Consider the following 23,176-nt stretch of genomic DNA (forward strand, 5'->3'; position numbering starts at 1 on the left):
TCCGCTGACCGGTCCAACAACCCGGTACCCGTCAACCATCCGTCTCATGGCTGTGAGTTGCCTGGGATGTCCGAAGTGCCCGTCGGGACTGAAGCCCCCGAAGACGGGAAGACCGTCCGACGCGAACCGCCGCGTCAGCGGGCGGCGACGTCGAGCACGAACTGCGGGGCGAAGCCGAGCACCAGCGCCGCCGCCGTCGCCACGGCCAGCACCACGCCGACCGTCCGGGCCCGCACGGGGGCCACGTGGGCGACGGCCGGGACGCCGCCGGCGGCACCCACCGGGACGGCCGGACCCTCGGCCGGCGCGGCCCACAGGGCGGCGGTGAGACGCAGGTAGTAGGCCAGGCCGATCACCGCGTTCACGGCCACCACCACGGCCAGCCAGCCCGCGCCGCCGTCCAGCAACGAACGGGCCACTGTCACCTTCGCGAAGAGGCCGGCCAGGCCCGGCGGCAGGCCGGCGAGCCCGATCAGCGCCAGGCCGAGCGCCGCCGCCCGCCACGGGTGGCGCCGGGCCGCCCCGCGCAGGTCGTCGACCGTGCCGCCGTCCGCGCCCGCCGGGCGCAACGCCACCACGGCCGCGAAGGCCGCCAGTTCCAGCACCACGAAGAAGACGGCGTACGCCACGGCGGCCGCGTACGCGGCGGTGCGGGCGTCGGCGGTGCGCCCGGCGGCCAGCGCCAGCGCGCCGAGCGGGGCGAGGATGTAGCCGGCCTGGGCGACCGAGGACCAGGCGAGCAGCCGGACCGTACGCCGCTGACGCAGCGCCACCAGGTTGCCGACGGTCATCGTCAGCACCGCGAGCAGGGCGAGCACCGGGCCGGTCACGTCGGCGGGCAGCGCGTGCTGCACCACGGCGAGCAGGGCCACCACGCCGCCCAGCTTGGAGGCGGTGGACAGGTACGCCGCCACCGGCAGCGGCGCGCCGTCGTAGGCGGCCGGCGCCCAGGCGTGGAACGGCACCGCCGCCACCTTGAACGCCAGCCCCAGCACCACGAGCGCCACGGCGGCGGTGGTCAGGGGCAGGTCGAGCAGGTCCGCGCGGTCGGCGAGGATCGCGCCGATCCGGCCCAGGTGCAGCCCGCCGGTGGCCGCGTAGAGCAGCGCCGCCCCGAGCAGCGTCAGTGTGGTGGCGACCACGCTGACCACGAAGAAGGTGACGGCCGCCTCGGCGCTGGCCAGACTGTCCCGGCGCAGCCCGACGAGGACGTAGAGCGGGAGGGTGAGCGTCTCCAGCGCCACGATCAGGGTGATCAGGTCGCCGGCCGCGCCGAGCACCACGCCGCCCGTCATCGAGCAGGCGAGCAGGAAGCAGTACTCCCCCGCCGGCGACTGCCCCGCCCGCAGCAGCGGCCCGGACAAAGCGAGCACACCGAGGGTGAGCAGGGCGACGACGACGGCGACCAGGGCGGCCCGGCCGCCGAAGACGTACGAGCAGTCGGGGCCCACGCAGAACGTGCGGCGCTCGTCCCCGGCGCCGACCAGGGCCGCGCCGAGCGCCGTGGCCGCGGCGCCGACGGCGGCCGTCGCCAGCGTGACCCGGGCGCGGGCCACCAGCAGGTCGGCGAGCAGCACCAGCACGGCCGTGCCGGCGGCCAGGTACGCCGGAAGCAGCGCCACGTTGTCGACGCTCTGCACCACGCTCATGCCGGCACTCCGCTCCGCTGCGCGCTGCCGATGATCCGCTCGCTCACCGCAGCACCTCCACGAGGGCGTCGACGGGGGCCTCGGCGACGCCGAGCACCAGGGTCGGGGCCAGGCCGACCGCGAGGGCGAGCAGCACCAGCGGCACCCACGCGACCAGCTCCGCGCCGGCCAGGCCGGGGGTCAGCCGCCCGACCGCCGGGCTGGGCCGCCCGTGCGTCACCCGCCGCAGCAGCCGCAGCAGGTACGCGGCGGTGAGCGCCCCGCCGATCGCCGCCAGCACGCCCAGGGTGGTCCAGAGCGCCCCACCCACCTCGACGGCGGCGACCACGGCGAACGCCTCGCCCCAGAAGCCGGCCAGCCCGGGCAGGCCGAGCGAGGCGACGGCGGCGAAGCCGAGCAGCCCGGCGAGCCGGGGGGCGGTCTCTCGCAGCCCGGACAGCTCGTCCAGCGACCCGGTGTGCGTACGGTCCTTGACCGCCCCGGCGAGGAAGAAGAGCAGGCCGGTGATCACCCCGTGCGCGACGTTGCCGATCAGGGCCGCCTGGATGCCGGTGGCGGTGAGCGTGGCGACCCCGAGCAGCACGAAGCCCATGTGCCCGACGCTGGAGTACGCGATCAGCCGCTTCAGCTCGCGCTGCGCGAGGCAGACCAGCGACCCGACGAGGATCGCCGCCACCGCCAGCACGCCGAGCACCGGGGCGGCCCAGCGGGCACCCTCGGGGGCCACCCCGACCGCGATCCGGACCAGCCCGTACGTGCCCATCTTGAGCAGCACCCCGGCGAGCACCACGCTGCCGACGGTGGGCGCCTGGGTGTGCGCGTCGGGCAGCCAGGAGTGCAGCGGCCAGAGCGGGCTCTTCACCGCGAAGGCCAGCGCGAGCAGCGTGAACGCGGCGAGCTGGGTGCCCCGGGACAGCCCCGTGCCGCCGGTGAGCGCGACCACGTCGGCCGTCCCGGCGGCGGCCACCACCACGAACACGCCGACCAGCAGCAGCACCGAGCCCAGCAGCGTGTAGAGGGCGAACTTGCGGGCCGCCCGCCGCCGGTCCGCGCCGCCCCAGCCGGCGATGATCGCGTACATGGGGAGCAGGACGACCTCGAAGAAGACGAAGAAGAGCACAAGGTCGAGGGCGAGGAAGGTGCCGAGGATGCCGACCTCGACGGCCAGCAGCAGGGCCACCAGCGCCCGCCCGCTGCCGCCGTCGGGCACCTTCCACACCGTGTAGCCGCAGCAGAGCAGGGTGAGCAGGGCGGTCAGCACGACCAGCGGCCAGGAGATGCCGTCCACGCCGAGGTGGAAGCGCAGGTCGAGGCCCGGCACCCAGGGCAGGTCGAGCCGGTGCCAGGGGCGCACGGCGGGGGTGTCGGCCGCGTAGCTGGTCCAGCCGCGGTCGCCGAGGAAGAGCAGCGCGGCGGCCACCAGGGTCAGCGCGGCGACGACCGTGCCGACCGTCCGGGCCGCCCGGTCCCGGGGCGTCGCCGCCACCGCGAGCGCGCCGAGCGCCGGCAGCGCCAGCACCGCCACCAGCAGGAACTCCCCCGCGCTCACAGCGTTACCTCAGTTCGCGACTGCGGGGCTCGCAAGACCGGCTCACTCCTCGCGCTCACGGGGCCACTCCGATCACGACGGCCGCCAGGCCGATCAGCAGCGCCCCGGCGAGCACGCCGGCCGCCGCGCGCGGCAGCGCCGCGCGGTGCAGCGACGCCAGGCCGCCGCCGAGGCCGAGCGCGGCCCGGCCGCTGCCCTCGACCGCGCCGTCCACCACCACCTCGTCGGCGGTACGCGTGGCGCGGGCCAGCGCCTTCGCCGGGCGTACGACAAGGGCGCGCTGGACGTCGTCGAGCCGGAACGCGGCAGCGAAGACCGGCCGCAGCGGACCCAGCCCGGTCGCCGGGTCGGCGGCCGGGTCCCGCCGCCAGCGCAGCCAGGCCAGCCCCGCCCCGACGACCAGCAGCGCCAGTGGCAGCAGCAACTCCGGGCCGACGTGGATCAGCAGGTGCTCCTCGGCCGGCGCGCTGACGGTCGGCGTCAGCAGCAGCCGGCGGGCGAAGGCCCAGTTGAAGCCGGCGAGGCCGAGCAGGGCGGCCGGCACGGCGAGCAGCAGCACCGGCCAGCGCATCACGGCGGGCGGGTCGTGCGGGTGCGCCAGCGGGATCCGCGTCTCGCCGAAGAAGGTGCGCAGCAGCAGGCGGGTGGCGTACCAGGCGGTGACCGCGACGCCGAGGAGCCCGGCCAGCCAGACCAGCCAGCCGACCCAGGCCGGGGCCGGACCGGTGCCGTGCAGGGCGGCGTCCTGGGCGACGGTGAGCACGCCGTCCTTGCTCCAGAAGCCCGACAGCGGCGGCACCCCGGCCAGTGCCCCCAGCCCGATCACCGTGCACCAGAAGGTGACCGGCATGGTGCGGCGCAGCCCGCCCATGCGGGACATCAGCGTGGTGCCGACGGCGTGGATCACCGCACCGGCCGCGAGGAAGAGCAGCGCCTTGAACGCGGCGTGGGTGAGCAGGTGGAACAGGGCGGCCGGGGTGGAGCCGACCGCCAGCGCGCCCGTCATGTAGCCGATCTGCGAGACCGTCGACCAGGCCAGCACGCGCTTGAGATCGTCCTGGGCGGTGGCGGCGAACGCGCCCAGCAGCAGGGTTACCGAGGCCATGACGCCCAGCACGGCCAGGGCGACCGGCGCCGCCTCGAACAGCGGGTAGAGCCGGGTCACCGCGTACACGCCGGCGGCGACCATGGTGGCGGCGTGGATCAGCGCCGAGATCGGCGTCGGGCCGGCCATCGCGTCCGGCAGCCAGGTGTGCAGCGGGAACTGGGCGCTCTTGCCGGCCACCCCGGCGAGCAGCAGCAGGCAGGCGGCGGTCAGCGTGCCGGTGGCGTGGTCGTGGGCGAGCACGTCGGCGATCCGGAAGCTGCCGGCCGAGACGCCGAGCAGCGCGATGCCGAGCAGGAAGCCGACGTCGCCGACCCGGGTCACCAGGAACGCCTTCGTCGCGGCGGCCGGCGCCTCCGGCAGCCTGCGGTCGTGGGCGATGAGCAGGTAGGAGCAGATGCCCATCACCTCCCAGCCGACCAGCAGCAGGATCAGGTCACCGGCGACCACCACCAGCAGCATGGCGGCGGTGAAGAGGCTGATCTGCGCCGCGTACGGCGGGTAGCGGTGGTCGGTGTCGACGTCGTCGTGCGGGCCCCGCCGCAGGTATCCGATCGAGTAGACCTGCACGGCCAGCGCCACCGCGGCCACCGCGACGGCGACCAGCGCGGCGGCGCCGTCCAGCCGCACCCCGAGGCTCACGGTGAGCCCGCCGAGGTCGACCCAGGTGGTGGACGCCTCGGCGGGCCGGTCGAGGGTGACCAGCAGCGCCACGGCGAGCGCCAGCGCACCGGCCGCCCCGGTCACGCCGAGCGCGATCGCCGCCTGCCGGGCGCGGCCCCCGTCGGTCCCGGCGTCGCGCGGCGCGGGTGGCAGCAGCAGACCGAGCAGACCCGCGACCAGCGGTACGGCCGGCAGCAGCACACCGAGCAACGTGGTCGTGCTCACCGCTCCCCCTCCGGACCGTCGGCGGACCCGGGCCGGGCGTCGGCCCCGGCAGTGGCGCCCGGGTCGGCCCCGGCAGTGGCACCGACCGTGACCGGCTCGGCCGGAGGCGCAGCGGGCGAGGGCTCGGTCAGCGGCACCTCGTCGACGGCGACGGTGGACCGGAGCCGGTAGAGCTGGAGCACGATCGCCAGGCCCACCCCGATCTCGGCGGCGGCCAGCACGATCACGAAGAGCGCGAAGACCTGACCGCCGTGCGGCAGCTGGGCGCGCACGGTGGTGTCGGCGGTGACCAGGATCAGGTTGACCGCGTTGAGCATCAGCTCGACGGCCATCAGCACCAGCACCGCGTTGCGCCGGCGCAGTACGCCGTAGACGCCGAGGCCGAACAGCAGCGCGGCGGTGACGTACGGGATGACGGGTCTCACCGCGACCGCCCGCCGTCGTCGTGCGGCTCCGCGCCTGCGACGGCCCTGCCCGACCGGTCGGCGCGGGACCTGCCCGCGTCGGGCCGGTCGGCGGGTGAGTCCCCGGCCCTCGGCCGGCCGATGTCGGGGCGGGAGATCACGATGGCGCCGACAAGGGCGGACAGCAGCAGCACCGAGAGCACCTCGAAGGGCAGCACCCAGCTACGGAAGATCTGGTCGCCGAGGCGTTCCGCGGTGCCCGCGTCGGGCAGCTCCACGGTCGTCCAGCGGTACGCGTCGACCAGCAGGGCGGCCAGCCCGAGCCCCGTGCCGCCACCGATCAGCGCCGCCGCCCAGCCCGGCCGGTCCAGGTCGTCGGAGGCGCCGATCGGGGCGCGGGTGAGCATCACCGCGAAGAGCAGCAGCACCACCACCGCGCCGACGTAGATCAGCACCTGCACCCAGGCCACCAGCTCGGCGGTGAGCACCAGGTACATCCCGGCCAGGGCGCCGAGGCAGAGCACCAGGTAGAGGCCGGCGCGCACCAGGTGCCGGGTCGCCACCACCAGCACCCCCGAACCGACCGCCAGCGCGCCGAGGGCGAGCAGCAGCACGTCCGCACCGGTCATGCGCCGGCCTCGGGCTCGGGGCGTACGGCCGGGGCGGCGGGACGGGCGGCGGGCGCGGCCGGGACCGCGGCCTTGCGCGCGGCGGCGGTCTCCTCCTTCGCCGGCTCACCGTTGGGGTCGTGCGCGGGCGGCGGTGGCACCGTGGCCATCCACTGCCCGAGGTGGTCCTTGTCGTGCAGCAGGTCCTTGATGTCGTACTCGGAGTACTCGAACTCCGGCGACCAGTAGAGCGCGTCGAAGGGGCAGACCTCCACGCAGATGCCGCAGTACATGCAGAGCGAGAAGTCGATGTCGAACTTGTCGAGCACGTTGCGCTGGCGGGGGCGGGCGGCGCCGGGCACCGCCACCTCCTCCTTGTGCGAGTCGATGTAGATGCACCAGTCCGGACACTCCCGGGCGCACAGCATGCAGACCGTGCAGTTCTCCTCCAGCAGCGCGATCACCCCGCGCGAGCGGGGCGGCAGCTCGGGGGCGACGTCCGGGTACTGCTGGGTGGTCGAGCGGCGGGTAATCGTCTTCAACGTGACCGCGAGCCCCTTCACCAGGCCCGCGCCCGGCAGGCCACGGTCTCCGCCGGTGCCGCCGGGCTCGCTGCGCTCGCTGCGGTCGGTCATGCCGACCATCCTGCCCTGTGGCCGCGGCGCGCGCGACCACCCCCCGAGGTCTGCCGGCGGTACGGTGGGGCGGGGAGAACGACGCACCGGAAAGGGCTCGCCATGACCGCCGCGCTGCAGGGCGACCTTCCGCCGCCGGGCGGGTGGACGGTCGACGACCTCGACCGCCTGCCCGACGACGGCCGCCGCCACGAACTCCTGGACGGAAACCTCATCGTGTCGCCCTCCCCCACGCGACTCCACCAGTCGATCGCACTGATGCTCGGTGCGGCTCTTCAGGAGACCTGCCCGCCCGACCTCGACGTCACGCAGGGCGTCGAGGTGCGGCTCTCCCGGACCCGGTCCTTCATCCCCGACGTCTTGGTCACCGAGCTGGACGCGGCCTCGCGCAACCCCTCGTACTACCGGCCCCACGAGGTCATGCTGGTGGTCGAGATCGTCTCCGAAGGGTCGCGGAGCATCGACCGGGTGCTCAAGCCCGCGCTCTACGCCGAGGCCGACATCCCCTACTTCTGGCGGATCGAGACCGAGGCCGGGATCGTGGTGCACGCCCACAAGCTCGACCCGGCGAAGCGCGTCTACGTCGAACAGGCCCGGATGACCGACGGCATCCTCGTCCCGGAGCCGTGGGAGATCGACATCCCGCTCGCCAGGATCACGCCCCGGGCCCGCTGATCCCACCCGCCGCGGGCGGCAGCATCTCGACGCCGAGCTGCTGGAGGAGCTGGAACAGCTCGTTGCAGCTCCACACGTCGACGATCCGGCCCGCATCGTCGAAGCGCAGGAAGCTCGCCCCCGAGTAGCTGACCACCTGCCCGGTCGGCGGCACCGGCCCGAACGGGCCGGCCTGGGTGCCCGCCGCCCGCCAGTGCACCGCCACCCGGTCCCCGGCGGCCACCACGTCCACGAGCTTGTAGCGCAGGTCGGGAAAGGCGGCGCGGCGCTCCCGGTGCCACGCCAGCGTCGCCTCCGGCCCCTCGCCGCTGAGCCCGGGGCACTCCGGCGACACCAGTTCGTACGCCGACTCCTCCCGCGCGCCGTTCCACACGTCGGCGATGAAGCGTCGGGCCGCCACCTCCACATCGATCACCGCGGCAGCCTAACCGCCGACCGCCCCGGCCCAGGTCAGCACCGTAGGCCTCCGCCCGCCCTGCCCGCCGCCGTCGCCCCCTTCGGGACGCCGTGGGCGGCGTTCGGCGCGACGGCCCAGGTCGGCACTCGGCGCGCCCGGGGACGGCGCAGCCGCCATGATGGGACGAGCGACGGGCGACGGCGGAGGGGGCGGACATGGGCGGCACGACCGAGGGCGGCGCGGCGACCAACGCGGACGAGGTGCTGATGCGCACCGGCGGCCGGTACGTCGAGCCGGGCGGCGAGTTCACCCGGGACCAGCGCTACATCGCCACCCGGATCACCGCGGACGCCCGCGACGGCTGGCCCGTGGAGCCCGGCCGGTACCGGCTGGCGGTCAGCCGCGCCTGCCCCTGGGCGAACCGGCTGATCATCGTCCGGCGGCTGCTCGGGCTGGAGGACGCGATCTCGCTGGCGGTGGCCGGCCCGACCCACGACAAGCGGAGCTGGACGTTCGACCTCGACCCGGGCGGGCGCGACCCGGTGCTCGGCATCGAGCGGCTGGCCGAGGCGTACTTCGCCCGGTTCCCCGGCTACGAGCGGGGCATCACCGTGCCGGCGATCGTGGACGTGCCCACCGGGCAGGTGGTCACCAACGACTTCGGGCCGATGAGCCTCGACCTGTCCACCGAGTGGACGGCGTACCACCGCGAGGGGGCGCCCGACCTCTACCCGGAGCGGCTGCGCGACGAGATCGACGAGGTGAGCACGCTGCTCTTCCGGGACGTCAACAACGGCGTCTACCGGTGCGGCTTCGCCGGCGACCAGGCGGCGTACGAGAAGGCGTACCACCGGCTGTTCGACCGGCTGGACTGGCTGGGCGAGCGGCTGGCCGGGCAGCGCTACCTTGTCGGGGACACCATCACCGAGGCGGACGTGCGGCTGTTCACCACGCTGGTCCGCTTCGACCCGGTCTACCACGGGCACTTCAAGTGCAACCGGAGCAAGCTGACCGAGATGCCGGTGCTGTGGGCGTACGCCCGGGACCTGTTCCAGACGCCGGGCTTCGGCGACACGGTCGACTTCGACCACATCAAGCGGCACTACTACGAGGTGCACCGTGACATCAACCCGACCGGTGTGGTGCCGCTCGGTCCCGACCTGGCGAACTGGCTGACCCCGCACGGCCGCGAGGCCCTCGGCGGCCGCCCCTTCGGCGACGGCACCCCGCCCCCGCCGCCCCCGCCCGCCGAGCGCGTCGACCCCGCCCACACCCCGCTGCGCTGACGGCGCGCCCCGCATCCGGGGTGTGCTGGGCCGGCTACAGCGCGACGCGGACGGCGGCGGTGAGGACCAGTTGGCCCAGGGAGACGGGGACCAGGACGAGCCAGCAGAGGCGCTGGAGCTGGTCCTCGCGCAGTCGGGGGTAGGACACCCGTAGCCAGATGATCAGGAACGAGACGGCGAAGACCTTCAGCAGGGTCCACAGCCAGCCGAGCTGCGCGTCGGCGAACGGGCCCTGCCAGCCCCCGAGGAAGAGCACGGTGGTGAGCGCGGCGATCACCACGATCCCGACGTACTCGGCGAGCAGGAAGAACGCGAACCGCAGGCCCGTGTACTCCGTCATGTAGCCGAAGACCAGCTCGGAGTCGGCGACCGGCATGTCGAACGGCGGGCGGCGGATCTCGGCGAGCCCGGCGAGGAAGAAGACGACCATGGCGGGGGCCTGCCAGAGCAGCCACCACGGCTGCCACGCCTCGACGATGCCGGAGAGGCTGAGCGTCCCGGCCGCCATCGCCACCGACGCGGCGGCCAGCACCAGCGGCAGCTCGTAGCCGAGCAGCTGGGCCGCGCCGCGCAGGCCGCCGAGGAGGCTGTACTTGTTGGCCGACGCCCACGCCGACATCAGCACCGCCACGACGCCCACGCCCACCACGGCCAGCACGAAGAACAGGCCGATGTCCAGCGGCTGCCCGACCAGGTCGTCCGGGCCCAGCGGGATCACCAGCAGGACCAGCAGGTAGGGCACCAGGGCGACCGCCGGGGCGAGCCGGAAGACCGCCCGGTCCGCCTCCCGGGGCGTGACGTCCTCCTTCTGCACGAACTTCACGCCATCGGCGACCAGCTGGGCCCAGCCGTGGAAGCCGCCCGCGTACATCGGACCGAGCCGGCCCTGCATGTGCGCCATCACCTTGTGCTCGGCCTGCCCGACCAGCAGCGGCAGGGTGAGGAAGGCGACGAGCACGCCCCCCACCCGGATGACCAGCTCCAACCACAGTGGCATCAGGGCGTACCTTCGTCGTCGCCGGAACGCTCCGACGCTGCCGGGCCCTCGGGCGCGGGCCGGTCCGTCGCCGGGCCGGGGCGGGCGGTCCGACCGGGCCCGCCGGGCGGCGGACCGGCGTCACCCGCCGGGTCGACGGGACGGCTGACCGCCGGGCCGGCGGGCGCCGGGCCGTCGGCGGGCGCCGGGCCGTCGGCGGGCGCCGGGCCGTCGGCGGGCGCCGGGCCGTCGGCGGGCGCCGGGCCGTCGGCGGGCGCCGGGCCGTCGGCGGGCGCCGGGCCGTCGGCGGGCGCCGGGCCGTCGGCGGGCGCCGGGCCGTCGGCGGGCGCCGGACCGTCGGCGGGCGCCGGACCGTCGGCGGGCGCCGGACCGTCGGCGGGCGCCGGACCGTCGGCGGGCGCCGGACCGTCGGCGGTGGCGGCGGGCGCCGGGCCGGCGTCGGGTGCCGGGCCGGCGGGACGGGTGACCGCCGGGTCGGCGGGCGGCGGGCCGTCGGCAGGTGCGGCAGGCGGCGGGCCGGCGTCGGCCACCGGGCCGGCGGGACGGGTGACCGCCTGGTCGGCAGGTGCCGGGCCGTCGGCAGGTGCCGGGCCGTCGGCGGTGGCGGCGGGCCGGGCGGTACGGGGTGGACGGGCCCCCGGGGCCGGTCGGGCGGGCCGCTCCCGGGCCGGGCGGGCCGGGGTGCCGCCGCGCGGCCCTTCGCCGACCCCGCCCGCGCCGGCAGGTGTCGGCGTCGTCCCCCACTCCCCAGGCGCGGGTACGCCCGGCGGGCGGATCGGGCGGCGCCCGCCGCCGGCCTCGGACTCGCCCGGCTCCTTCGCGCCTGGCCAGGGCTTCGCCACCCGGGAAGCGAGCACGAACTCCTTGCGCAGCGGATGCCCCTCGAACTCGGGCGGCAGCAGCAGCGGCGCCAGCCCGGCGTGGCCGGGAAAGTCGATGCCGAACATCTCGTGGGTCTCCCGCTCGTGCCATGCGGCGCCCGGGTAGACGTCGACGACCGAGGCGACCGCCGAGGCGTCCCGGGGCACCCGGGTCCGCAGCAGGATGCCGTGCCGGCGGGTGGTGGACCAGAGGTGCGCCACCACGTCGAAGCCACCGGCGAGTTCGTCGACGGCGGAGAGCCAGTCGAAGTAGTCGCAGGCCAGCTCGGCGTCGTCGCGGGCCGCGCGGAGCGCGTCCGGCCAGTTCGCCGGCGGTACGTCGACGGTGGCGCGGGCGTGCGCCTGGCCGCCGGAGACCGACGGGGTCACCTCGGCGGGCGCGAGCAGCGCCACCATCCGCTGGCCGACCTCTTCCGGAGTCATACCGCTGATCCTAGGTCCTCCCCCGCACCCCCCACCCAACCGAACGCCCCACGCCCCGCGCCCACCCCGCCCCCGATCCCCCACCCCTCCCCCACCCTTCCCCCGCCCCTCCACCGGGACGATCATGCAGTTGTGGTGCCCGGTTCAGCATGGAAAGCGACCTTCGTCCCCCACCACAACTGCATGATCGAGCGGACGCGGGGTGCGGGCGCGGGGTGCGGACGCGGAGTGCGGGTGTGGGTGCGGGTGTGGGTGTGGGTGTGGAGGTGCGGGGTGGATGTCGGGCTTTGGCGGCGGGGGAGACCGGGGGCGGGGAAGGATGGGGGCGTGCGCGCTGTGACTGTCAACCCGGGTGTCGCCGACTCGCTGCGGCTGATCGACGATCATCCGGAGCCGCCGCCCGAGGAGGGCGCGATCCTGGTCGAGGCACTGGCGGTGGGGATCTGCGGCACCGATCACGAGATCATCGCCGGCGACTACGGCGAGGCGCCGCCCGGCGCGGACCGGCTGGTGCTGGGGCACGAGTCGCTGGGCCGGGTGCTGGAGGACCCGTCGGGCACGCTGCAACCCGGCGACCTGGTGGCGGGCGTCGTGCGGCACCCCGACCCGGTGCCCTGCCCGAACTGCGCGGTCGGCGAGTGGGACATGTGCCGCAACGGTCGGTTCACCGAGCACGGCATCAAGGCCCTGCCCGGCTTCGCCCGGGACCGCTGGCGGCTGCAACCCCGGTTCGCCGTGGGACTGGACCGGGCCCTCGCCCCGGTCGGCATGCTGCTGGAGCCGACCAGCGTGGTGGCGAAGGCGTGGGAGCACATCGAGCGCATCGGCGCCCGCGCCGAGTGGCAGCCGCAGACCGTACTGGTCACCGGGGCGGGGCCGATCGGCCTGCTGGCCGCGCTGCTGGCCACGCAGCGCGGGCTCGCCGTGCACGTGCTGGACCGCAACACCACCGGGCCGAAGCCGGATCTGGTACGGGCGCTCGGGGCGACCTACCACACCGTGCCCGTCAGCGAGCTGGACTTCGAGCCGGACGTGGTGCTGGAGTGCACCGGGGCGCCTGTCGTCGTCCTCGACGTGATGTACAAGGCCGCGCCGACCGGCATCGTCTGCCTGACCGGCGTCTCCAGCGGCGGGCGGACCATCGACCTCGACGCCGGGGCGCTCAACCGGGCGCTCGTGCTGGAGAACAACGTGGTGTTCGGCTCGGTGAACGCCAACCGCCGGCACTGGGACCTCGCCGCCGCGGCGCTGGCCCGCGCCGACCGGTCGTGGCTCGACTCGCTGATCACCCGCCGGGTCCCGGTGGAGGCGTACGCCGGGGCGTACACCTCCGAGCCGGACGACATCAAGGTGGTGCTGGAGTTCGACTCCTGACTCCGCTCAGAGGCCGGGCAGCCGGCCGTTGCGGAACAGGTCGACGAAGAGCTGGTGGTCCTGCCGGGCGCGGACGCCGTACGCGTGGGCGAAGTCGACCAGGTGCGTCACGAAGCCCGCCTCGTCGGCGTCCACCGCCGCCACGATCGCCTCCTCCGTGGAGTAGTCGACCAGGTCGTGGCTGGACTCGTCGTCGGCCACCGAGTGCATCCGGGCGACCGCCCGGCCCAGGTCGGTCAGCACGCCGGCCAGCTCCTCCGGCTCGTTCACGTCCGCCCAGTCGAGGTCGGCCGCGTACGGGGAGACCTCGGCGACGAGCTGCCCGGCCCCGTCCAGCTCGGTGAAGCCCAGCCACGGGTCGGCGTGCGCCTGGAGTGCCCGCTGCGACTCGGCGGTGCGGTGCCCCTGGTGCTGGAAGTAGCCCGCGACCGCCTCGTCGGCGATGTGCCGGGCCACCGCCGGCACCTGGGCCTGCTTCATGTAGATGACGACGTCGTTCTCCAGCGCCTGGGTGTGCCCCTCCAGCAGCAGGTTGTACGACGGCAGCCCGGCCGAGCCGATGCCCACGCCCTTGCGCAGCACCACGTCCTTGATCTGGGTGGCCACGGGACGGAGCTGGGCGGAGGAGGCGGGCAGCGTGCCGAGGTAGTCCTCGAACGCGGCGCAGACCCGCTCCCGGGTCTCGGCGTCGATCTCGAAGACGCCGTCACCCAGCGAGAACCGGCGTTCGTAGTTGTCGATGGTGGTCTGCGTGGCGAGCAGGTCGACCCGGGTGTTGAGCCGCGCCTGCTGGAGCACCCGGCGGAGCACCCCGTCAGCGTTGTCCAGGGTGATCGAGCCGATCGCGTCGTCGCCCCCCTCGGCGATGGCGCGCAGCTCGGTCAGGTACGACCGCGCGAAGCCGGTGACCAGGTCGCTGATCGCCCGGTCGGAGAGCGCCTTGGCGTAGCCGATCAGCGCCACGCTGGCCGCCAGCCGCTTCAGGTCCCAGCTGAACGGCCCCACGTACGCCTCGTCGAAGTCGTTGACGTTGAACACGAGCTGCCCGGACGCGTTCATGTACGTGCCGAAGTTCTCCGCGTGCAGGTCGCCGTGGATCCACACCCGGCTGGTCCGGTCGTCGAGGAACCGGTCGTCGGCGAAGTCGCCGACCTGGTCGGCGTAGAAGAGCGAGGCGCTGCCCCGGTAGAAGGCGAACGGCGACGCGGCCATCTTGCGGAACTTGCGGCGGAAGGCGGCCGGGTCGAGAGCCATCGACGCGCCGAACTCCTCGGTGAGCACGTCGGCGATGTGGGCGGAACGCTGGTCGGCGGAGTGGTTCATGGTGCGCAGGCTAGCCCCCGCCGGCCAACCGGGGTTCTCGTCCGACCGGCCGGTACGGCTCAGGGTGTGGGCGGGCGGACCGGCGGGGCGGTCAGCGACTCCGCCGAGCGCGGGAGCACGCCGGTCGAGCCGGCGTCGGCCGGCGGGGCGTCGACCGGCGGGGCGAGCGCGTCCGGCCGGGGCACGCCGCCGATCCCGGACTGCTCGGCGGCGATCTTCTCCTGGAGGCGCAGGATGCCGTGCAGCAGCGCCTCGGGCCGGGGCGGGCAGCCGGGCACGTAGACGTCGACCGGGATGAGCTGGTCGACGCCCTTGGTCACCGAGTACGAATCCCAGTAGGGGCCGCCGCAGTTGGAGCACGCGCCGAAGGAGATGACGTACTTCGGCTCGGGCATCTGGTCGTAGAGCCGCTTGATCGCGGGGGCCATCTTGTCGGTGACCGTCCCGGAGACCACCATCAGGTCGGCCTGCCGGGGCCCGTGCGCGAACGGGATCACGCCCAGCCGCATGAAGTCGTGCCGGCCCATGCTGGTGGCGATGAACTCGATCGCGCAGCAGGCCAGGCCGAAGTTGAAGACCCAGAGCGAGTAGCGGCGGCCCCAGTTCAGCACGAACCGGATCGGCTCACCGAGCACTCCCGGCACCTGCACGACCGCCTCCTTCCCGAGCACCGCCACAAGTCAACCACAGCCCACGGCGGCGCCGGTCGACCCGTCGGTGGCCGCTTCCGCCGTCGGATCCACGACCGCGCCGGCCGCAACCGGCCGCTGCCCGGTGGAGTGTTACCGCCGCCAGACACGACGGCGGCCCGAACGGGGAGGGACAGTGACTGTGACGATGGGGGCCCGCGCCAACGAACCACCTCCGACGGTCGACACGCGGGCCGGCGAGGGCGCGGCGACGATCACCTTCGACGACTTCTACCACGCGCACTTCCGCAGCGTGACCGCGCAGCTCTGCGCGTACACCGGAGACCTGGCCCAGGCCCAGGACCTGGCGCAGGAGGCGTTCTGCCGGGCGCTCGCCCGGTGGGACCGGCTGGCCCGCTACGACGACCCGGTGGCCTGGATCCGGCGGGTGGCCTGGAACCTCGCCCGCAGCCGGTGGCGTCGGCTGCGTACCGCCCGCGGCCACCTGCTGCGGCAGCGGCGGGTGGAGACGCAGGTGCCGGGCCCGACGCCGGACCGGGTGGCCATCGACAGGGCGCTCGCGGCGCTGCCCGAGAAGCACCGGCGGGCGGTGGTCCTGCACTACCTCGCCGACATGTCCGTCGCCCAGATCGCCGTCCAGGAGGGGGTGGCCGAGGGAACGGTCAAGTCGTGGCTGCACCGGGGCCGCGCCGTCCTGGCCACCCTGCTCGACGAGAACCCGGAGGGAGTCGGTCATGCCTGAGCAGGACCCGCTGCGGGCGCGCTTCGCCGCGTACCGCGGAGACCTGACGGACCGGATCGACGGTCCGGGCCCGGACGCGGCCCGGCGCACGCTGCGGCGTCGCCGCCACGCCGCCGTCGCGACCGGGGCGGTCACCGTCGCGCTGGTGGTGGCCCCGATCGCCGCCGTCGCGGCGCTGCGGGACGCCCCGCCGCCGGCACCGCCGGCGGCGACGCCGACGGCCGAGGCGACCTGGTCCCCGTCGCCCCGACCGTCACCCGACGCGTCGCGGTCGCCGTCGTCGGCGCCGTCGTCACCGGCCGCGCCGGACGGCCGGATCACCGAGCGGCAGCTGCGCGCCGCCCGACCCGACCTGCCGGCGTGGGCCGGCCGCAACTGCGCCGACACCACGCGGGTCGCCCTGCTGCCGGCCACCACGCCGGAGGTGGACCGGCCGTACCTGATCAGCGTCACGCACGGCGACGTCGACGCGGACGGCGCCATCGAGACGCTGGCCCTGCTCGGCTGCCGCATCGGCGAGGCGTCGGCGGAGCAGGTGGTCGCCTTCGACCGGGACGCCGCCGGGCGGATCGTCACGCTGGGGCGGGTGGCCCGGACGCACGAGGGGGGCGACGGCGGCTTCGAGGACGTCCGCGCCGTCGCCGTGGCCGACGGGAAGGTCCGCGTCCAGGTCGCCGACATCCAGCCCTGTTGCAGTGTTCCGGCGTACTGGGCGCGCCAGCAGTGGCGGACGTACGGCTGGAACGGCGAACGGTTCGCGCAGACCGGCGGCCCGACCACCTTCGGCCGGGACTCCCGCCTCACCGACCTTTCGATCTCCGCCGGGCCCTTCGTCCTCGGACCGGCGGACGGGCACGGCCGGTTCCAGGGCACGCTGACGGTGACCGTGACCAACCGGGGGTCCCTCGACGCGGACCGCGTCGCCTTCCGGCACCTGGAGGCCTTCGGCACGCCCGACGGCGGCGACTGGGACCGGTGCGAGCCGGCCCGCGTACAGCCGGAGTGGCCGTCGTGCCTGACCGAGGGGGTGCCGGCCGGGGAGCGCCGGAGCTGGACATTCCGCTTCCGCCTCGGGCCGGAGGGCCTTGAGACGGGCCTGTCGGTCTGGCTGGTCCACTACGGCGCCGACCACCGCTACTGGCCGGACCTGACCCCCGGGGACAACCACGTCGCCGTCCGGGTGGACAGGTGATCCGGCGGCGGCGTCCACCCGGCGGGGTGGACGCCGCCGCTCACCAGGTGGGGCGTTGCAGCAGGCCGACGAACTCCACCAGCAGCCGTTCCCGCAGCGCCGGCGGCGCGGCGTCGAGCAGGGTGTTCACCACCGCCATCCGTCCCGCCGGCGAACCACCGGTGCCGGCGGCGTCGTCGGGACCGGCGTCGTCGTCGGGACCGGCGGAGCGGCCTGGCCCGGTGGCATCCGCGGAATCGGCGGAGCGGCCTGGACCGGTCGCGTCGGCGGGGGCGGTCAGGCCCAGGCCGGCGGCCAGGCCCGCGACCAGGTCGGGAGTGAGCGCGTCGGGGGTGAGCGTGGTCGCGAGGGCGAGCAGCTCGGCGGGGAGCGCCACCGGTCCGGCGGCCCGGGCGGCGGCCACGGCGTCGGCCAGGTCCGGGCCGAACTCCGCCACCCGCGGCGCCACCGCGGCGGTCACCGTCAGGTGCACGCTCGGCGGCAGGTCGGCGTACGACAGCTGGGGCTGGGTGTGCCAGCCGCGGGCGGCCAGCTCGTCGACCAGGACGAATAGGTCGAGGCCCGCATCGGTGGCGGTGAAGCAGACGACAGTCGACTCCGGCTCGGCCATCAGCCGCAGCCCGTCGACCGCGCGGACGGCGTCGGCCAGGCCGGCGACGGCGTCCCGGGTGGCCGCCGCGAGCCGCAGGTAACCGTCGTCGCCGAGGTGCCGCAGGGTGGCGTACGCGGCGGCGATCGGTCCGCCGGAACGGGTGGAGGCGATGACCGGGTTGACCATCGTGTAGCCGGGCCAGTCCGCGTACGCGAAGTACTGCGGGGCGCGCAGCGCCGGGTCGCGGTGCAGCAGGACCGACACGCCCTTCGGGGCGTACGCGTACTTGTGCAGGTCCACCGAGATCGAGGTGACCCCCGCGACGGCGAAGTCGAACGGCGGCACGTCCGCCCCGAGGCGGCGCAGGTACGGCAGGGTCCAGCCGCCGAAGCACGCGTCCACGTGGCAGCGCACCCCGGCCTCGGCCGCCGCCGCCGCGATCCCGGCGACGGGGTCGACGACGCCGTGCGCGTACGAGGGGGCGGAGCAGGCCACCAGCACGGTCTCCGGCCCGATGGCGGCGGCCACGTCGGCGACGGCGGGCCGCAGCGTCGACGCCGACACGGGCACCGTGTCCACGGCGACCCGCAGGTAGTGCGCCGCCTTGGCGAACGCGGCGTGCACGCTGGCCGGCACCACGATCCGGGGCGCCGCGATCTCCGGGTGGGCGTCCCGGGCAGCCTTCACGGCCAGGATCAGCGACTCGGTGCCGCCGCTGGTGACGCTGCCGACGACGTCCGGCGCGGCGCTGCCGGGGCCGCCGCCGAGCAGTCGAGCGGCGGCGCCGACCAGCGCGTTCTCCATCGCCAGCAGCGACGGGAAGGCGGTCGGGTCGAGCCCGTTGACGTGGGCGCTGCCGGCGTACGCGGCGGCGGCCAGCTCGTCCAGCCCCGGCACCGCCGGGTCGTAGACGTACGCGAACAGCCGCCCCCCGTGCGTCGGCCGGTCGGCGGCGCGTAACGCCGACACCTCCGCCAACACCCGCTCGGCGGGCAGCCCGTTCCCGGGCAGCGCCCGCCGCTCGGTTCCCTCGTCGATCATGGAGTCGTGGTGCCCTTTCCGTGGGGGTCAGCGGCTTTCCTCCCCCACCACAACCGCATGATCGGCGGGGTGGGTGCGGGGGTGCGGGGTCGGGGTGGGGGTCGGGGTGGGGGTGGGTGGGGGCGGGGGCGGGGGCGGGGGTTGGGTGGCAGCGGCGGTGGCCAGGCGGGCCGGGGTCAGGTCGTAGGGGCGCAGGGCCAGGACCGCCAGGCCGACCAGGAGGGCGGGGAGGACCGTGAAGCCGAGCAGGATGCCCAGGCGGGCAGTGCCGGACTGGGTGGCCGCCGTGCCGGTGTCGGAGGAGACGTAGCCGCTGAGCTGGAGCACCAGGCCGAAGATGCCCGGCCCGAGGGCCAGCCCGAAGGTCTCCCCGGCCGTCCAGAGCCCGGTGAAGACACCCGCCTGCCGCCGGCCGGTGCGCGCCGTGTCGTACGCGATGCAGTCCGGGAGCATGGCGAGGGCGAACACCTGCTGCCCGGCGTAGCCGACGCCGATCAGCGCGACCAGCAGGTAGACCGCGAGCGGGGGCAGCACCGGGGCGGCGACCAGGGCCAGCGCGCCCACCGCGAAGATCAGCGAGGCGGCGACCAGCGCGGCGAGCTTGCCGACCCGCGCCCCGACCCGGGTCCAGAGCGGCATCACCAGCAGCGCCGGCCCGACGAAGCAGGCGAACAGGACGGTCGGCCCGCCCTTGGGATCGCGCAGGATCTGGTCGGCGAAGTAGTTGACCCCGGCGAGGACGGTGGCCACCCCGGCGGACTGCACCACGAAGCAGACCAGCAGCGCCCGGAACGGTCGGTTGCGGGCGGCGACGGCGAGCTGGGCGCGCAGCGTCGGCTCGCTCTCCCCCACCGTGCCGGACGGCGCGGACCGGGTGCCTAGAAAGGCGCCGACCGCCCCGAGCACGATCAGGCCGGCGACGAAGAGCCCCATCCAGCGGTGCCCGGGGACGCCCCCGCCGCCCACGTCGCGCACCAGCGGGGCCACCGCGCCGGAGACCAGGATGGCCAGCGCCAGCACCGCGATCCGCCAGCTCATCATCCGGGTACGTTCGGCGTAGTCGCCGGTCAGCTCGGCCGGCATCGCCACGTACGGCACCTGGAAGAAGGCGAACGCCGTGGCGGCGGCGAGGAAGGCGACCGCCACGTACGCCCCGGCGGCCGGCCCGGCGCCGAACGGCGCGGCGAAGATGGCGGCGAAGAGCACGCCGAGCGCGAGCCCGGCGACCAGCAGGTACGGCCGGCGGGCGCCCCAGCGCGACCGGGTGCGGTCGGAGATCCGGCCGGCGACCGGGTTGACCAGCACGTCCCACGCCTTCGGCAGGAGCACCAGCAGGGCGGCCACGCCCGCCGCGACGCCGAGCGTGTCGGTGAGGTACGGCAGCAGGAGCAGGCCGGGCACGGTGCCGAACGCGCCGGTCGCCAGCGATCCGAGCGCATAGCCGGCGTGCACCCGGCGCGGCAGCACGCCAGCGACCGGAGCAGCTCCACCCGAGGGCGCGTCCATGACGCCGAATGTTACTCACGTTATGGCACGGGTCACATCCCCTCCTCGGGGGACCAGCTCGCCCTCATGTCCACCCCGTCGCCGCGCAGCGGCGTCCCCTCGGCGCGCAGCCGGGCCCGCGCCTCGCGCTCGTGACCGGGTGGCAGCCGGCCGGCCGCGTTCACGACCCGGTGCCAGGGCACTCCCCCGCCGTGCCGGGCCATGATCGAGCCGACCAGCCGGGCCGACGCCCGCCCCGAGCGTTCGGTGAGCGCGTCGGCCACCGCCCCGTACGACATCACCCGGCCCGGCGGGATCCGCTCGACGAGCTCCAGCACCGCCTCGACGTACTCGTCAGGTCTCACGACCGGCCACGATATGAGAACGCGCCGGGGCGTGCCGGGACCGACCACGCAGAATGGGCGGGTGCGTGACATGGTCACGGCGGCCCGGCGGGTCGTCGTCAAGATCGGATCCTCCTCGTTGACCACCGCCCAAGGCGGGCTGGACGACGGGCGGGTCGGCGCGCTCGTCGGCACCCTGGGCGCGCTCGCCGCCGAGGGCCGGGAGGTCGTGCTGGTCAGCTCCGGCGCGATCGCCGCCGGCCTCGCGCCGCTGGGGCTGTCCCGGCGCCCGCGCGACCTGGCCACCCAGCAGGCCGCCGCCAGCGTCGGGCAGGGCCTGCTGATCGGCCGGTACGCGGCCGCCTTCGCCCGGCACGGGCTGACCGTCGGGCAGGTGCTGCTCACCGTCGACGACGTGACCCGGCGGGCGCACTACCGCAACGCGTACCGCACCCTGCGCAAGCTGCTCGACCTGCGGGCGGTGCCGATCGTCAACGAGAACGACACGGTCGCCACCGAGGAGATCCGGTTCGGCGACAACGACCGGCTGGCCGCGCTCGTCGCCGCCCTGGTCCACGCCGACCTGCTGGTGCTCCTCTCGGACGTGGACGCCCTCTGGACCGGCGACCCCACCCACCCCGGCTCCAGCCGGATCAGCGAGGTGCACGACGAGCGGGACCTGACCGGGGTCGACATCGGCGGCGCCGGCCGGGCCGGGGTGGGCACGGGCGGCATGGTGACCAAGGTGGAGGCGGCCCGGATCGCGACCGGGTTCGGCATCCCGGTGGTGCTGACCGCCGCGCCGCTGGCCGCCCCCGTGCTGGCCGGCGAGCCCGTCGGCACCCTGTTCCACCCGAGCCGCCGCCGCCCGACGGCCCGGCTCTTCTGGCTCGCCCACGCCACCTCGCCCCGGGGGCGGCTGCACCTCGACCCGGGCGCGGTCGCGGCGGTGGTGGGCCGCCGCAAGTCGCTGCTGCCCGCCGGCATCACGGCCGTGGACGGGGCGTTCACCGCGGGCGACCCGGTCGACCTGGTGGACGTCGAGGGCGCGCCGGTCGCCCGGGGACTGGTCAACTACGACGCGGTCGAGCTGCCCGGGCTGCTCGGCCGGTCGACCACGGAACTCGCCGCGGCGCTCGGCCCGGCGTACGAACGGGAGGTCGTCCACCGCGACGACCTCGTGCTGTTGTGAGGAGTGCGGCGATGAGCGTGAGCGAACAGGCCCGGCGGGCGCGTACGGCGGCGGAGGCGCTGGCCGTCGCCACGCGTACGGCGAAGGACGCCGCGCTGGTGGCGATGGCCGACGCGCTGGTGGCGCGTACGCCGGAGATCCTCGCCGCGAACGCGACGGACCTGGCGGCCGGGCGCGAGGCCGGACTGAGCGCGGCCGTGCTGGACCGACTCGCCCTCGACGCGGGGCGGGTGGCCGGCATCGCCGACGCGTTGCGGCAGATGGCCGCGCTGCCGGACCCGGTGGGCGAGGTGGTCCGGGGCTCGACCCTGCCCAACGGGCTGGAGCTGCGCCAGATCCGGGTGCCGTTCGGCGTGGTGGGGATCATCTACGAGGCCCGGCCGAACGTGACTGTCGACGCCGCCGGCATCTGCCTGAAGTCCGGCAACGCGGCGCTGCTGCGCGGCTCGTCGTCGGCGGCCCACTCCAACGCCGCCCTGGTCGCGGTGCTGCGCGACGCCGTTGCCGAGGCTGGCCTGCCGGCGGACGCGGTCCAGTTGCTCGACGCCAGCAGCCGCGACTCGGTCAAGGAGCTGATGCGCGCCCGGGGCCTGGTCGACGTGCTGATCCCGCGCGGCGGCGCGTCCCTCATCCGCACGGTGGTCGAGGAGTCCACCGTGCCGGTGATCGAGACCGGCGTGGGCAACTGCCACGTCTACGTCGACGCCGCCGCCGACCTGCCCAAGGCCGTGGCGATCGCGCTCAACGCGAAGACCCAGCGGCTCTCCACCTGCAACACCGCCGAGTCGCTGCTCGTGCACGCGGCGGTCGCCGACGCCTTCCTGCCGCCGATGCTGGCCGCCTTCGCCGAGGCCGGCGTCACCGTGCACGGCGACGACCGGGTCGCCGCCCACTCGGCCGCCGTGCGGCCGGCCACCGACTCCGACTTCGCCACCGAGTACCTCTCCGCCGACATCGCGGTCGCCGTCGTCGACTCGCTCGACGCGGCGGTCGCGCACATCCGGCGGTTCGGCACCGGGCACACCGAGGCGATCGTCACCGACTCGACCACCGCCGCCCGGGAGTTCGTGGCCCGGGTGGACGCGGCGGCCGTGATGGTCAACGCCTCGACCCGGTTCACGGACGGCGGCGAGTTCGGCTTCGGCGCGGAGATCGGCATCTCCACGCAGAAGCTGCACGCGCGCGGCCCGATGGGCCTGCCCGAGCTGACCTCCACCAAGTACGTGGTCACCGGGGACGGCCACCTGCGCGGCTGATCGTGCGGCCGTGCCGGGGCGCCCGCGCGGTTGTGGGTGACCGTTACGCTGGTGCGGGTTCGGCACAGCTTGTCTTGGGGAGGCGGCATGCTGGGCGAGAGTGCCCTGGAACAGCAACTGGCGCAGGCGCGGGCCGCGCTGCGCGAGGTGGGCGGCGCCGCCACGCCCCGGGAGCGGGTGGAGTCGGTGGCCGAGGCCGCCGAGGGCCGCATCCGGGTCACGCTCGGCACCGACGGCCGGGTGAGCGCCGTCGACATCGACCCCCGGGTGCTCCGGGAGGGCTCGGAATACCTCTCCGCCGAGCTGCGCCAGGCGGTCAACGCCGCGCTCGACGGCCAGGACGACGGGGTCGCCGCCACCGAACCGATGCCCGACCTCGCCGCGATGACCGCCACCATCGAACGCCTCCAGGACCAGGGCCTGCGGCAGATGCGGGAGATCAGCCAGGCCGTCAGCGAGACAATGCGGAAACTGCACGGGAGCTGAGC

At 75.3% G+C, this 23,176-nt stretch carries 21 protein-coding genes and 1 pseudogene; 8 read left to right on the top strand and 14 right to left on the bottom strand.

What is annotated here, in order from left to right; all coding sequences use genetic code 11:
* Window positions 1-134 precede the first annotated feature (134 nt).
* Genes ACN27A_RS18075 through ACN27A_RS18100 form a run of 6 tightly spaced genes read right to left on the bottom strand, consistent with a single transcriptional unit; the run spans window position 135 to window position 6,847 of the window.
* The gene (locus tag ACN27A_RS18075) at window positions 135-1,649 is read right to left on the bottom strand and encodes an NADH-quinone oxidoreductase subunit N (RefSeq protein WP_421454897.1); all 1,515 of its coding nucleotides are present in this window, start codon (window positions 1,647-1,649) and stop codon (window positions 135-137) included.
* Window positions 1,650-1,692: 43 nt separating this feature from the next.
* Window positions 1,693-3,198 carry a complex I subunit 4 family protein gene (locus tag ACN27A_RS18080; RefSeq protein WP_421454900.1) on the bottom strand — a complete coding sequence of 502 codons (1,506 nt, stop codon included), beginning with the start codon at window positions 3,196-3,198 and terminating at the stop codon, window positions 1,693-1,695.
* Window positions 3,199-3,253: 55 nt separating this feature from the next.
* Entirely contained in the window at window positions 3,254-5,191 is a 1,938-nt protein-coding gene (locus ACN27A_RS18085; protein ID WP_421454903.1) for an NADH-quinone oxidoreductase subunit L, read from the bottom strand.
* A complete protein-coding gene (gene nuoK, locus ACN27A_RS18090) occupies window positions 5,188-5,616 on the bottom strand; it encodes an NADH-quinone oxidoreductase subunit NuoK (protein ID WP_421454906.1) in 429 nt (142 codons plus the stop codon). Before nuoK ends, ACN27A_RS18085 begins: the two co-directional genes overlap by 4 nt.
* Window positions 5,613-6,224 (bottom strand): NADH-quinone oxidoreductase subunit J, encoded by a 612-nt coding sequence (locus tag ACN27A_RS18095; protein WP_421454908.1) that lies wholly within the window; start codon window positions 6,222-6,224, stop codon window positions 5,613-5,615. Before ACN27A_RS18095 ends, nuoK begins: the two co-directional genes overlap by 4 nt.
* Window positions 6,221-6,847 (bottom strand): NuoI/complex I 23 kDa subunit family protein, encoded by a 627-nt coding sequence (locus tag ACN27A_RS18100; protein WP_421454910.1) that lies wholly within the window; start codon window positions 6,845-6,847, stop codon window positions 6,221-6,223. Before ACN27A_RS18100 ends, ACN27A_RS18095 begins: the two co-directional genes overlap by 4 nt.
* Window positions 6,848-6,940: 93 nt before the next feature.
* On the opposite strand from ACN27A_RS18100, the gene ACN27A_RS18105 reads away from it, so the two are divergent.
* Window positions 6,941-7,513, top strand: coding sequence for a Uma2 family endonuclease (locus tag ACN27A_RS18105; protein WP_421454913.1), 573 nt, complete (start codon window positions 6,941-6,943; stop codon window positions 7,511-7,513).
* On the opposite strand, the gene ACN27A_RS18110 is transcribed toward ACN27A_RS18105, so the two are convergent.
* Entirely contained in the window at window positions 7,494-7,928 is a 435-nt protein-coding gene (locus ACN27A_RS18110; protein WP_421454916.1) for an ester cyclase, read from the bottom strand. The genes ACN27A_RS18105 and ACN27A_RS18110 overlap by 20 nt on opposite strands.
* Window positions 7,929-8,125: 197 nt before the next feature.
* Between ACN27A_RS18110 and ACN27A_RS18115 the strand changes: the two genes are divergently transcribed.
* A complete protein-coding gene (locus tag ACN27A_RS18115) occupies window positions 8,126-9,196 on the top strand; it encodes a glutathione S-transferase family protein (protein ID WP_421454919.1) in 1,071 nt (356 codons plus the stop codon).
* Between the two features lie 34 nt (window positions 9,197-9,230).
* Here the strand turns inward: ACN27A_RS18115 and ACN27A_RS18120 are convergent, their stop codons facing one another.
* Window positions 9,231-10,193 (bottom strand): complex I subunit 1/NuoH family protein, encoded by a 963-nt coding sequence (locus ACN27A_RS18120; protein WP_357883232.1) that lies wholly within the window; start codon window positions 10,191-10,193, stop codon window positions 9,231-9,233.
* A gap of 707 nt (window positions 10,194-10,900) precedes the next feature.
* A pseudogene (locus tag ACN27A_RS18125) lies at window positions 10,901-11,497 on the bottom strand (NADH-quinone oxidoreductase subunit C); the annotation flags it as partial.
* Window positions 11,498-11,824: 327 nt separating this feature from the next.
* Here ACN27A_RS18125 and ACN27A_RS18130 point away from each other — a divergent pair.
* Complete coding sequence (locus tag ACN27A_RS18130) at window positions 11,825-12,871, top strand: glucose 1-dehydrogenase (RefSeq protein ID WP_421454923.1); 1,047 nt, start codon at window positions 11,825-11,827, stop codon at window positions 12,869-12,871.
* Window positions 12,872-12,877: 6 nt separating this feature from the next.
* On the opposite strand, the gene ACN27A_RS18135 is transcribed toward ACN27A_RS18130, so the two are convergent.
* Window positions 12,878-14,194, bottom strand: a complete 1,317-nt coding sequence (locus ACN27A_RS18135; RefSeq protein ID WP_132230867.1) for a DUF2252 domain-containing protein — start codon at window positions 14,192-14,194, stop codon at window positions 12,878-12,880.
* Window positions 14,195-14,253: 59 nt separating this feature from the next.
* Complete coding sequence (locus tag ACN27A_RS18140; protein WP_132231313.1) at window positions 14,254-14,844, bottom strand: NADH-quinone oxidoreductase subunit B; 591 nt, start codon at window positions 14,842-14,844, stop codon at window positions 14,254-14,256.
* A gap of 187 nt (window positions 14,845-15,031) precedes the next feature.
* On the opposite strand from ACN27A_RS18140, the gene ACN27A_RS18145 reads away from it, so the two are divergent.
* Both ACN27A_RS18145 and ACN27A_RS18150 read left to right on the top strand, forming a co-directional pair.
* Window positions 15,032-15,586 (top strand): SigE family RNA polymerase sigma factor, encoded by a 555-nt coding sequence (locus tag ACN27A_RS18145; RefSeq protein WP_421458514.1) that lies wholly within the window; start codon window positions 15,032-15,034, stop codon window positions 15,584-15,586.
* On the top strand, window positions 15,579-16,778 hold the full coding sequence (locus ACN27A_RS18150; protein WP_421454926.1) for a hypothetical protein: 1,200 nt from the start codon (window positions 15,579-15,581) through the stop codon (window positions 16,776-16,778). The genes ACN27A_RS18145 and ACN27A_RS18150 overlap by 8 nt, the downstream gene beginning before the upstream one ends.
* A gap of 40 nt (window positions 16,779-16,818) precedes the next feature.
* Here ACN27A_RS18150 and ACN27A_RS18155 read toward each other — a convergent pair whose 3' ends face one another.
* Genes ACN27A_RS18155 through ACN27A_RS18165 form a run of 3 tightly spaced genes read right to left on the bottom strand, consistent with a single transcriptional unit; the run spans window position 16,819 to window position 20,261 of the window.
* Window positions 16,819-18,411 (bottom strand): pyridoxal phosphate-dependent decarboxylase family protein, encoded by a 1,593-nt coding sequence (locus tag ACN27A_RS18155; protein ID WP_421454929.1) that lies wholly within the window; start codon window positions 18,409-18,411, stop codon window positions 16,819-16,821.
* A gap of 27 nt (window positions 18,412-18,438) precedes the next feature.
* Window positions 18,439-19,917: an MFS transporter gene (locus tag ACN27A_RS18160; RefSeq protein WP_421454931.1), complete on the bottom strand. Its 1,479-nt coding sequence runs from the start codon at window positions 19,915-19,917 to the stop codon at window positions 18,439-18,441.
* 32 nt (window positions 19,918-19,949) lie between these two features.
* On the bottom strand, window positions 19,950-20,261 hold the full coding sequence (locus tag ACN27A_RS18165) for an MGMT family protein (RefSeq protein ID WP_421454934.1): 312 nt from the start codon (window positions 20,259-20,261) through the stop codon (window positions 19,950-19,952).
* A 13-nt stretch (window positions 20,262-20,274) separates the two neighbouring features.
* Between ACN27A_RS18165 and proB the strand changes: the two genes are divergently transcribed.
* The 3 genes from proB (at window position 20,275) to ACN27A_RS18180 (ending at window position 23,174) form a co-directional block, all read left to right on the top strand.
* On the top strand, window positions 20,275-21,432 hold the full coding sequence (gene proB, locus ACN27A_RS18170; RefSeq protein ID WP_421454937.1) for a glutamate 5-kinase: 1,158 nt from the start codon (window positions 20,275-20,277) through the stop codon (window positions 21,430-21,432).
* A gap of 11 nt (window positions 21,433-21,443) precedes the next feature.
* Window positions 21,444-22,688: a glutamate-5-semialdehyde dehydrogenase gene (locus ACN27A_RS18175; RefSeq protein ID WP_421454940.1), complete on the top strand. Its 1,245-nt coding sequence runs from the start codon at window positions 21,444-21,446 to the stop codon at window positions 22,686-22,688.
* Between the two features lie 87 nt (window positions 22,689-22,775).
* Entirely contained in the window at window positions 22,776-23,174 is a 399-nt protein-coding gene (locus ACN27A_RS18180) for a YbaB/EbfC family nucleoid-associated protein (protein WP_421454942.1), read from the top strand.
* The last annotated feature ends 2 nt before the right edge of the window (window positions 23,175-23,176 follow it).

Origin of the sequence: Micromonospora sp. WMMD737 (assembly GCF_049179055.1) — a bacterium.
In the GTDB taxonomy this organism is placed as follows: Bacteria; Actinomycetota; Actinomycetes; order Mycobacteriales; family Micromonosporaceae; genus Micromonospora; species Micromonospora reichwaldensis.

What these genes read in the sequence shown, in the direction of transcription:
- ACN27A_RS18075 (WP_421454897.1), bottom strand. Translation starts at nt 1,649, where the DNA reads ATGAGCGTGGTGCAGAGCGTCGACAACGTGGCGCTGCTTCCGGCGTAC.
- ACN27A_RS18095 (WP_421454908.1), bottom strand. Translation starts at nt 6,224, where the DNA reads ATGACCGGTGCGGACGTGCTGCTGCTCGCCCTCGGCGCGCTGGCGGTC.
- ACN27A_RS18100 (WP_421454910.1), bottom strand. Translation starts at nt 6,847, where the DNA reads ATGGTCGGCATGACCGACCGCAGCGAGCGCAGCGAGCCCGGCGGCACC.
- ACN27A_RS18105 (WP_421454913.1), top strand. Translation starts at nt 6,941, where the DNA reads ATGACCGCCGCGCTGCAGGGCGACCTTCCGCCGCCGGGCGGGTGGACG.
- ACN27A_RS18115 (WP_421454919.1), top strand. Translation starts at nt 8,126, where the DNA reads ATGGGCGGCACGACCGAGGGCGGCGCGGCGACCAACGCGGACGAGGTG.
- ACN27A_RS18120 (WP_357883232.1), bottom strand. Translation starts at nt 10,193, where the DNA reads ATGCCACTGTGGTTGGAGCTGGTCATCCGGGTGGGGGGCGTGCTCGTC.
- ACN27A_RS18135 (WP_132230867.1), bottom strand. Translation starts at nt 14,194, where the DNA reads ATGAACCACTCCGCCGACCAGCGTTCCGCCCACATCGCCGACGTGCTC.
- ACN27A_RS18145 (WP_421458514.1), top strand. Translation starts at nt 15,032, where the DNA reads ATGGGGGCCCGCGCCAACGAACCACCTCCGACGGTCGACACGCGGGCC.
- ACN27A_RS18150 (WP_421454926.1), top strand. Translation starts at nt 15,579, where the DNA reads ATGCCTGAGCAGGACCCGCTGCGGGCGCGCTTCGCCGCGTACCGCGGA.
- ACN27A_RS18155 (WP_421454929.1), bottom strand. Translation starts at nt 18,411, where the DNA reads ATGATCGACGAGGGAACCGAGCGGCGGGCGCTGCCCGGGAACGGGCTG.
- ACN27A_RS18160 (WP_421454931.1), bottom strand. Translation starts at nt 19,917, where the DNA reads ATGGACGCGCCCTCGGGTGGAGCTGCTCCGGTCGCTGGCGTGCTGCCG.
- proB (WP_421454937.1), top strand. Translation starts at nt 20,275, where the DNA reads ATGAGAACGCGCCGGGGCGTGCCGGGACCGACCACGCAGAATGGGCGG.
- ACN27A_RS18175 (WP_421454940.1), top strand. Translation starts at nt 21,444, where the DNA reads ATGAGCGTGAGCGAACAGGCCCGGCGGGCGCGTACGGCGGCGGAGGCG.
- ACN27A_RS18180 (WP_421454942.1), top strand. Translation starts at nt 22,776, where the DNA reads ATGCTGGGCGAGAGTGCCCTGGAACAGCAACTGGCGCAGGCGCGGGCC.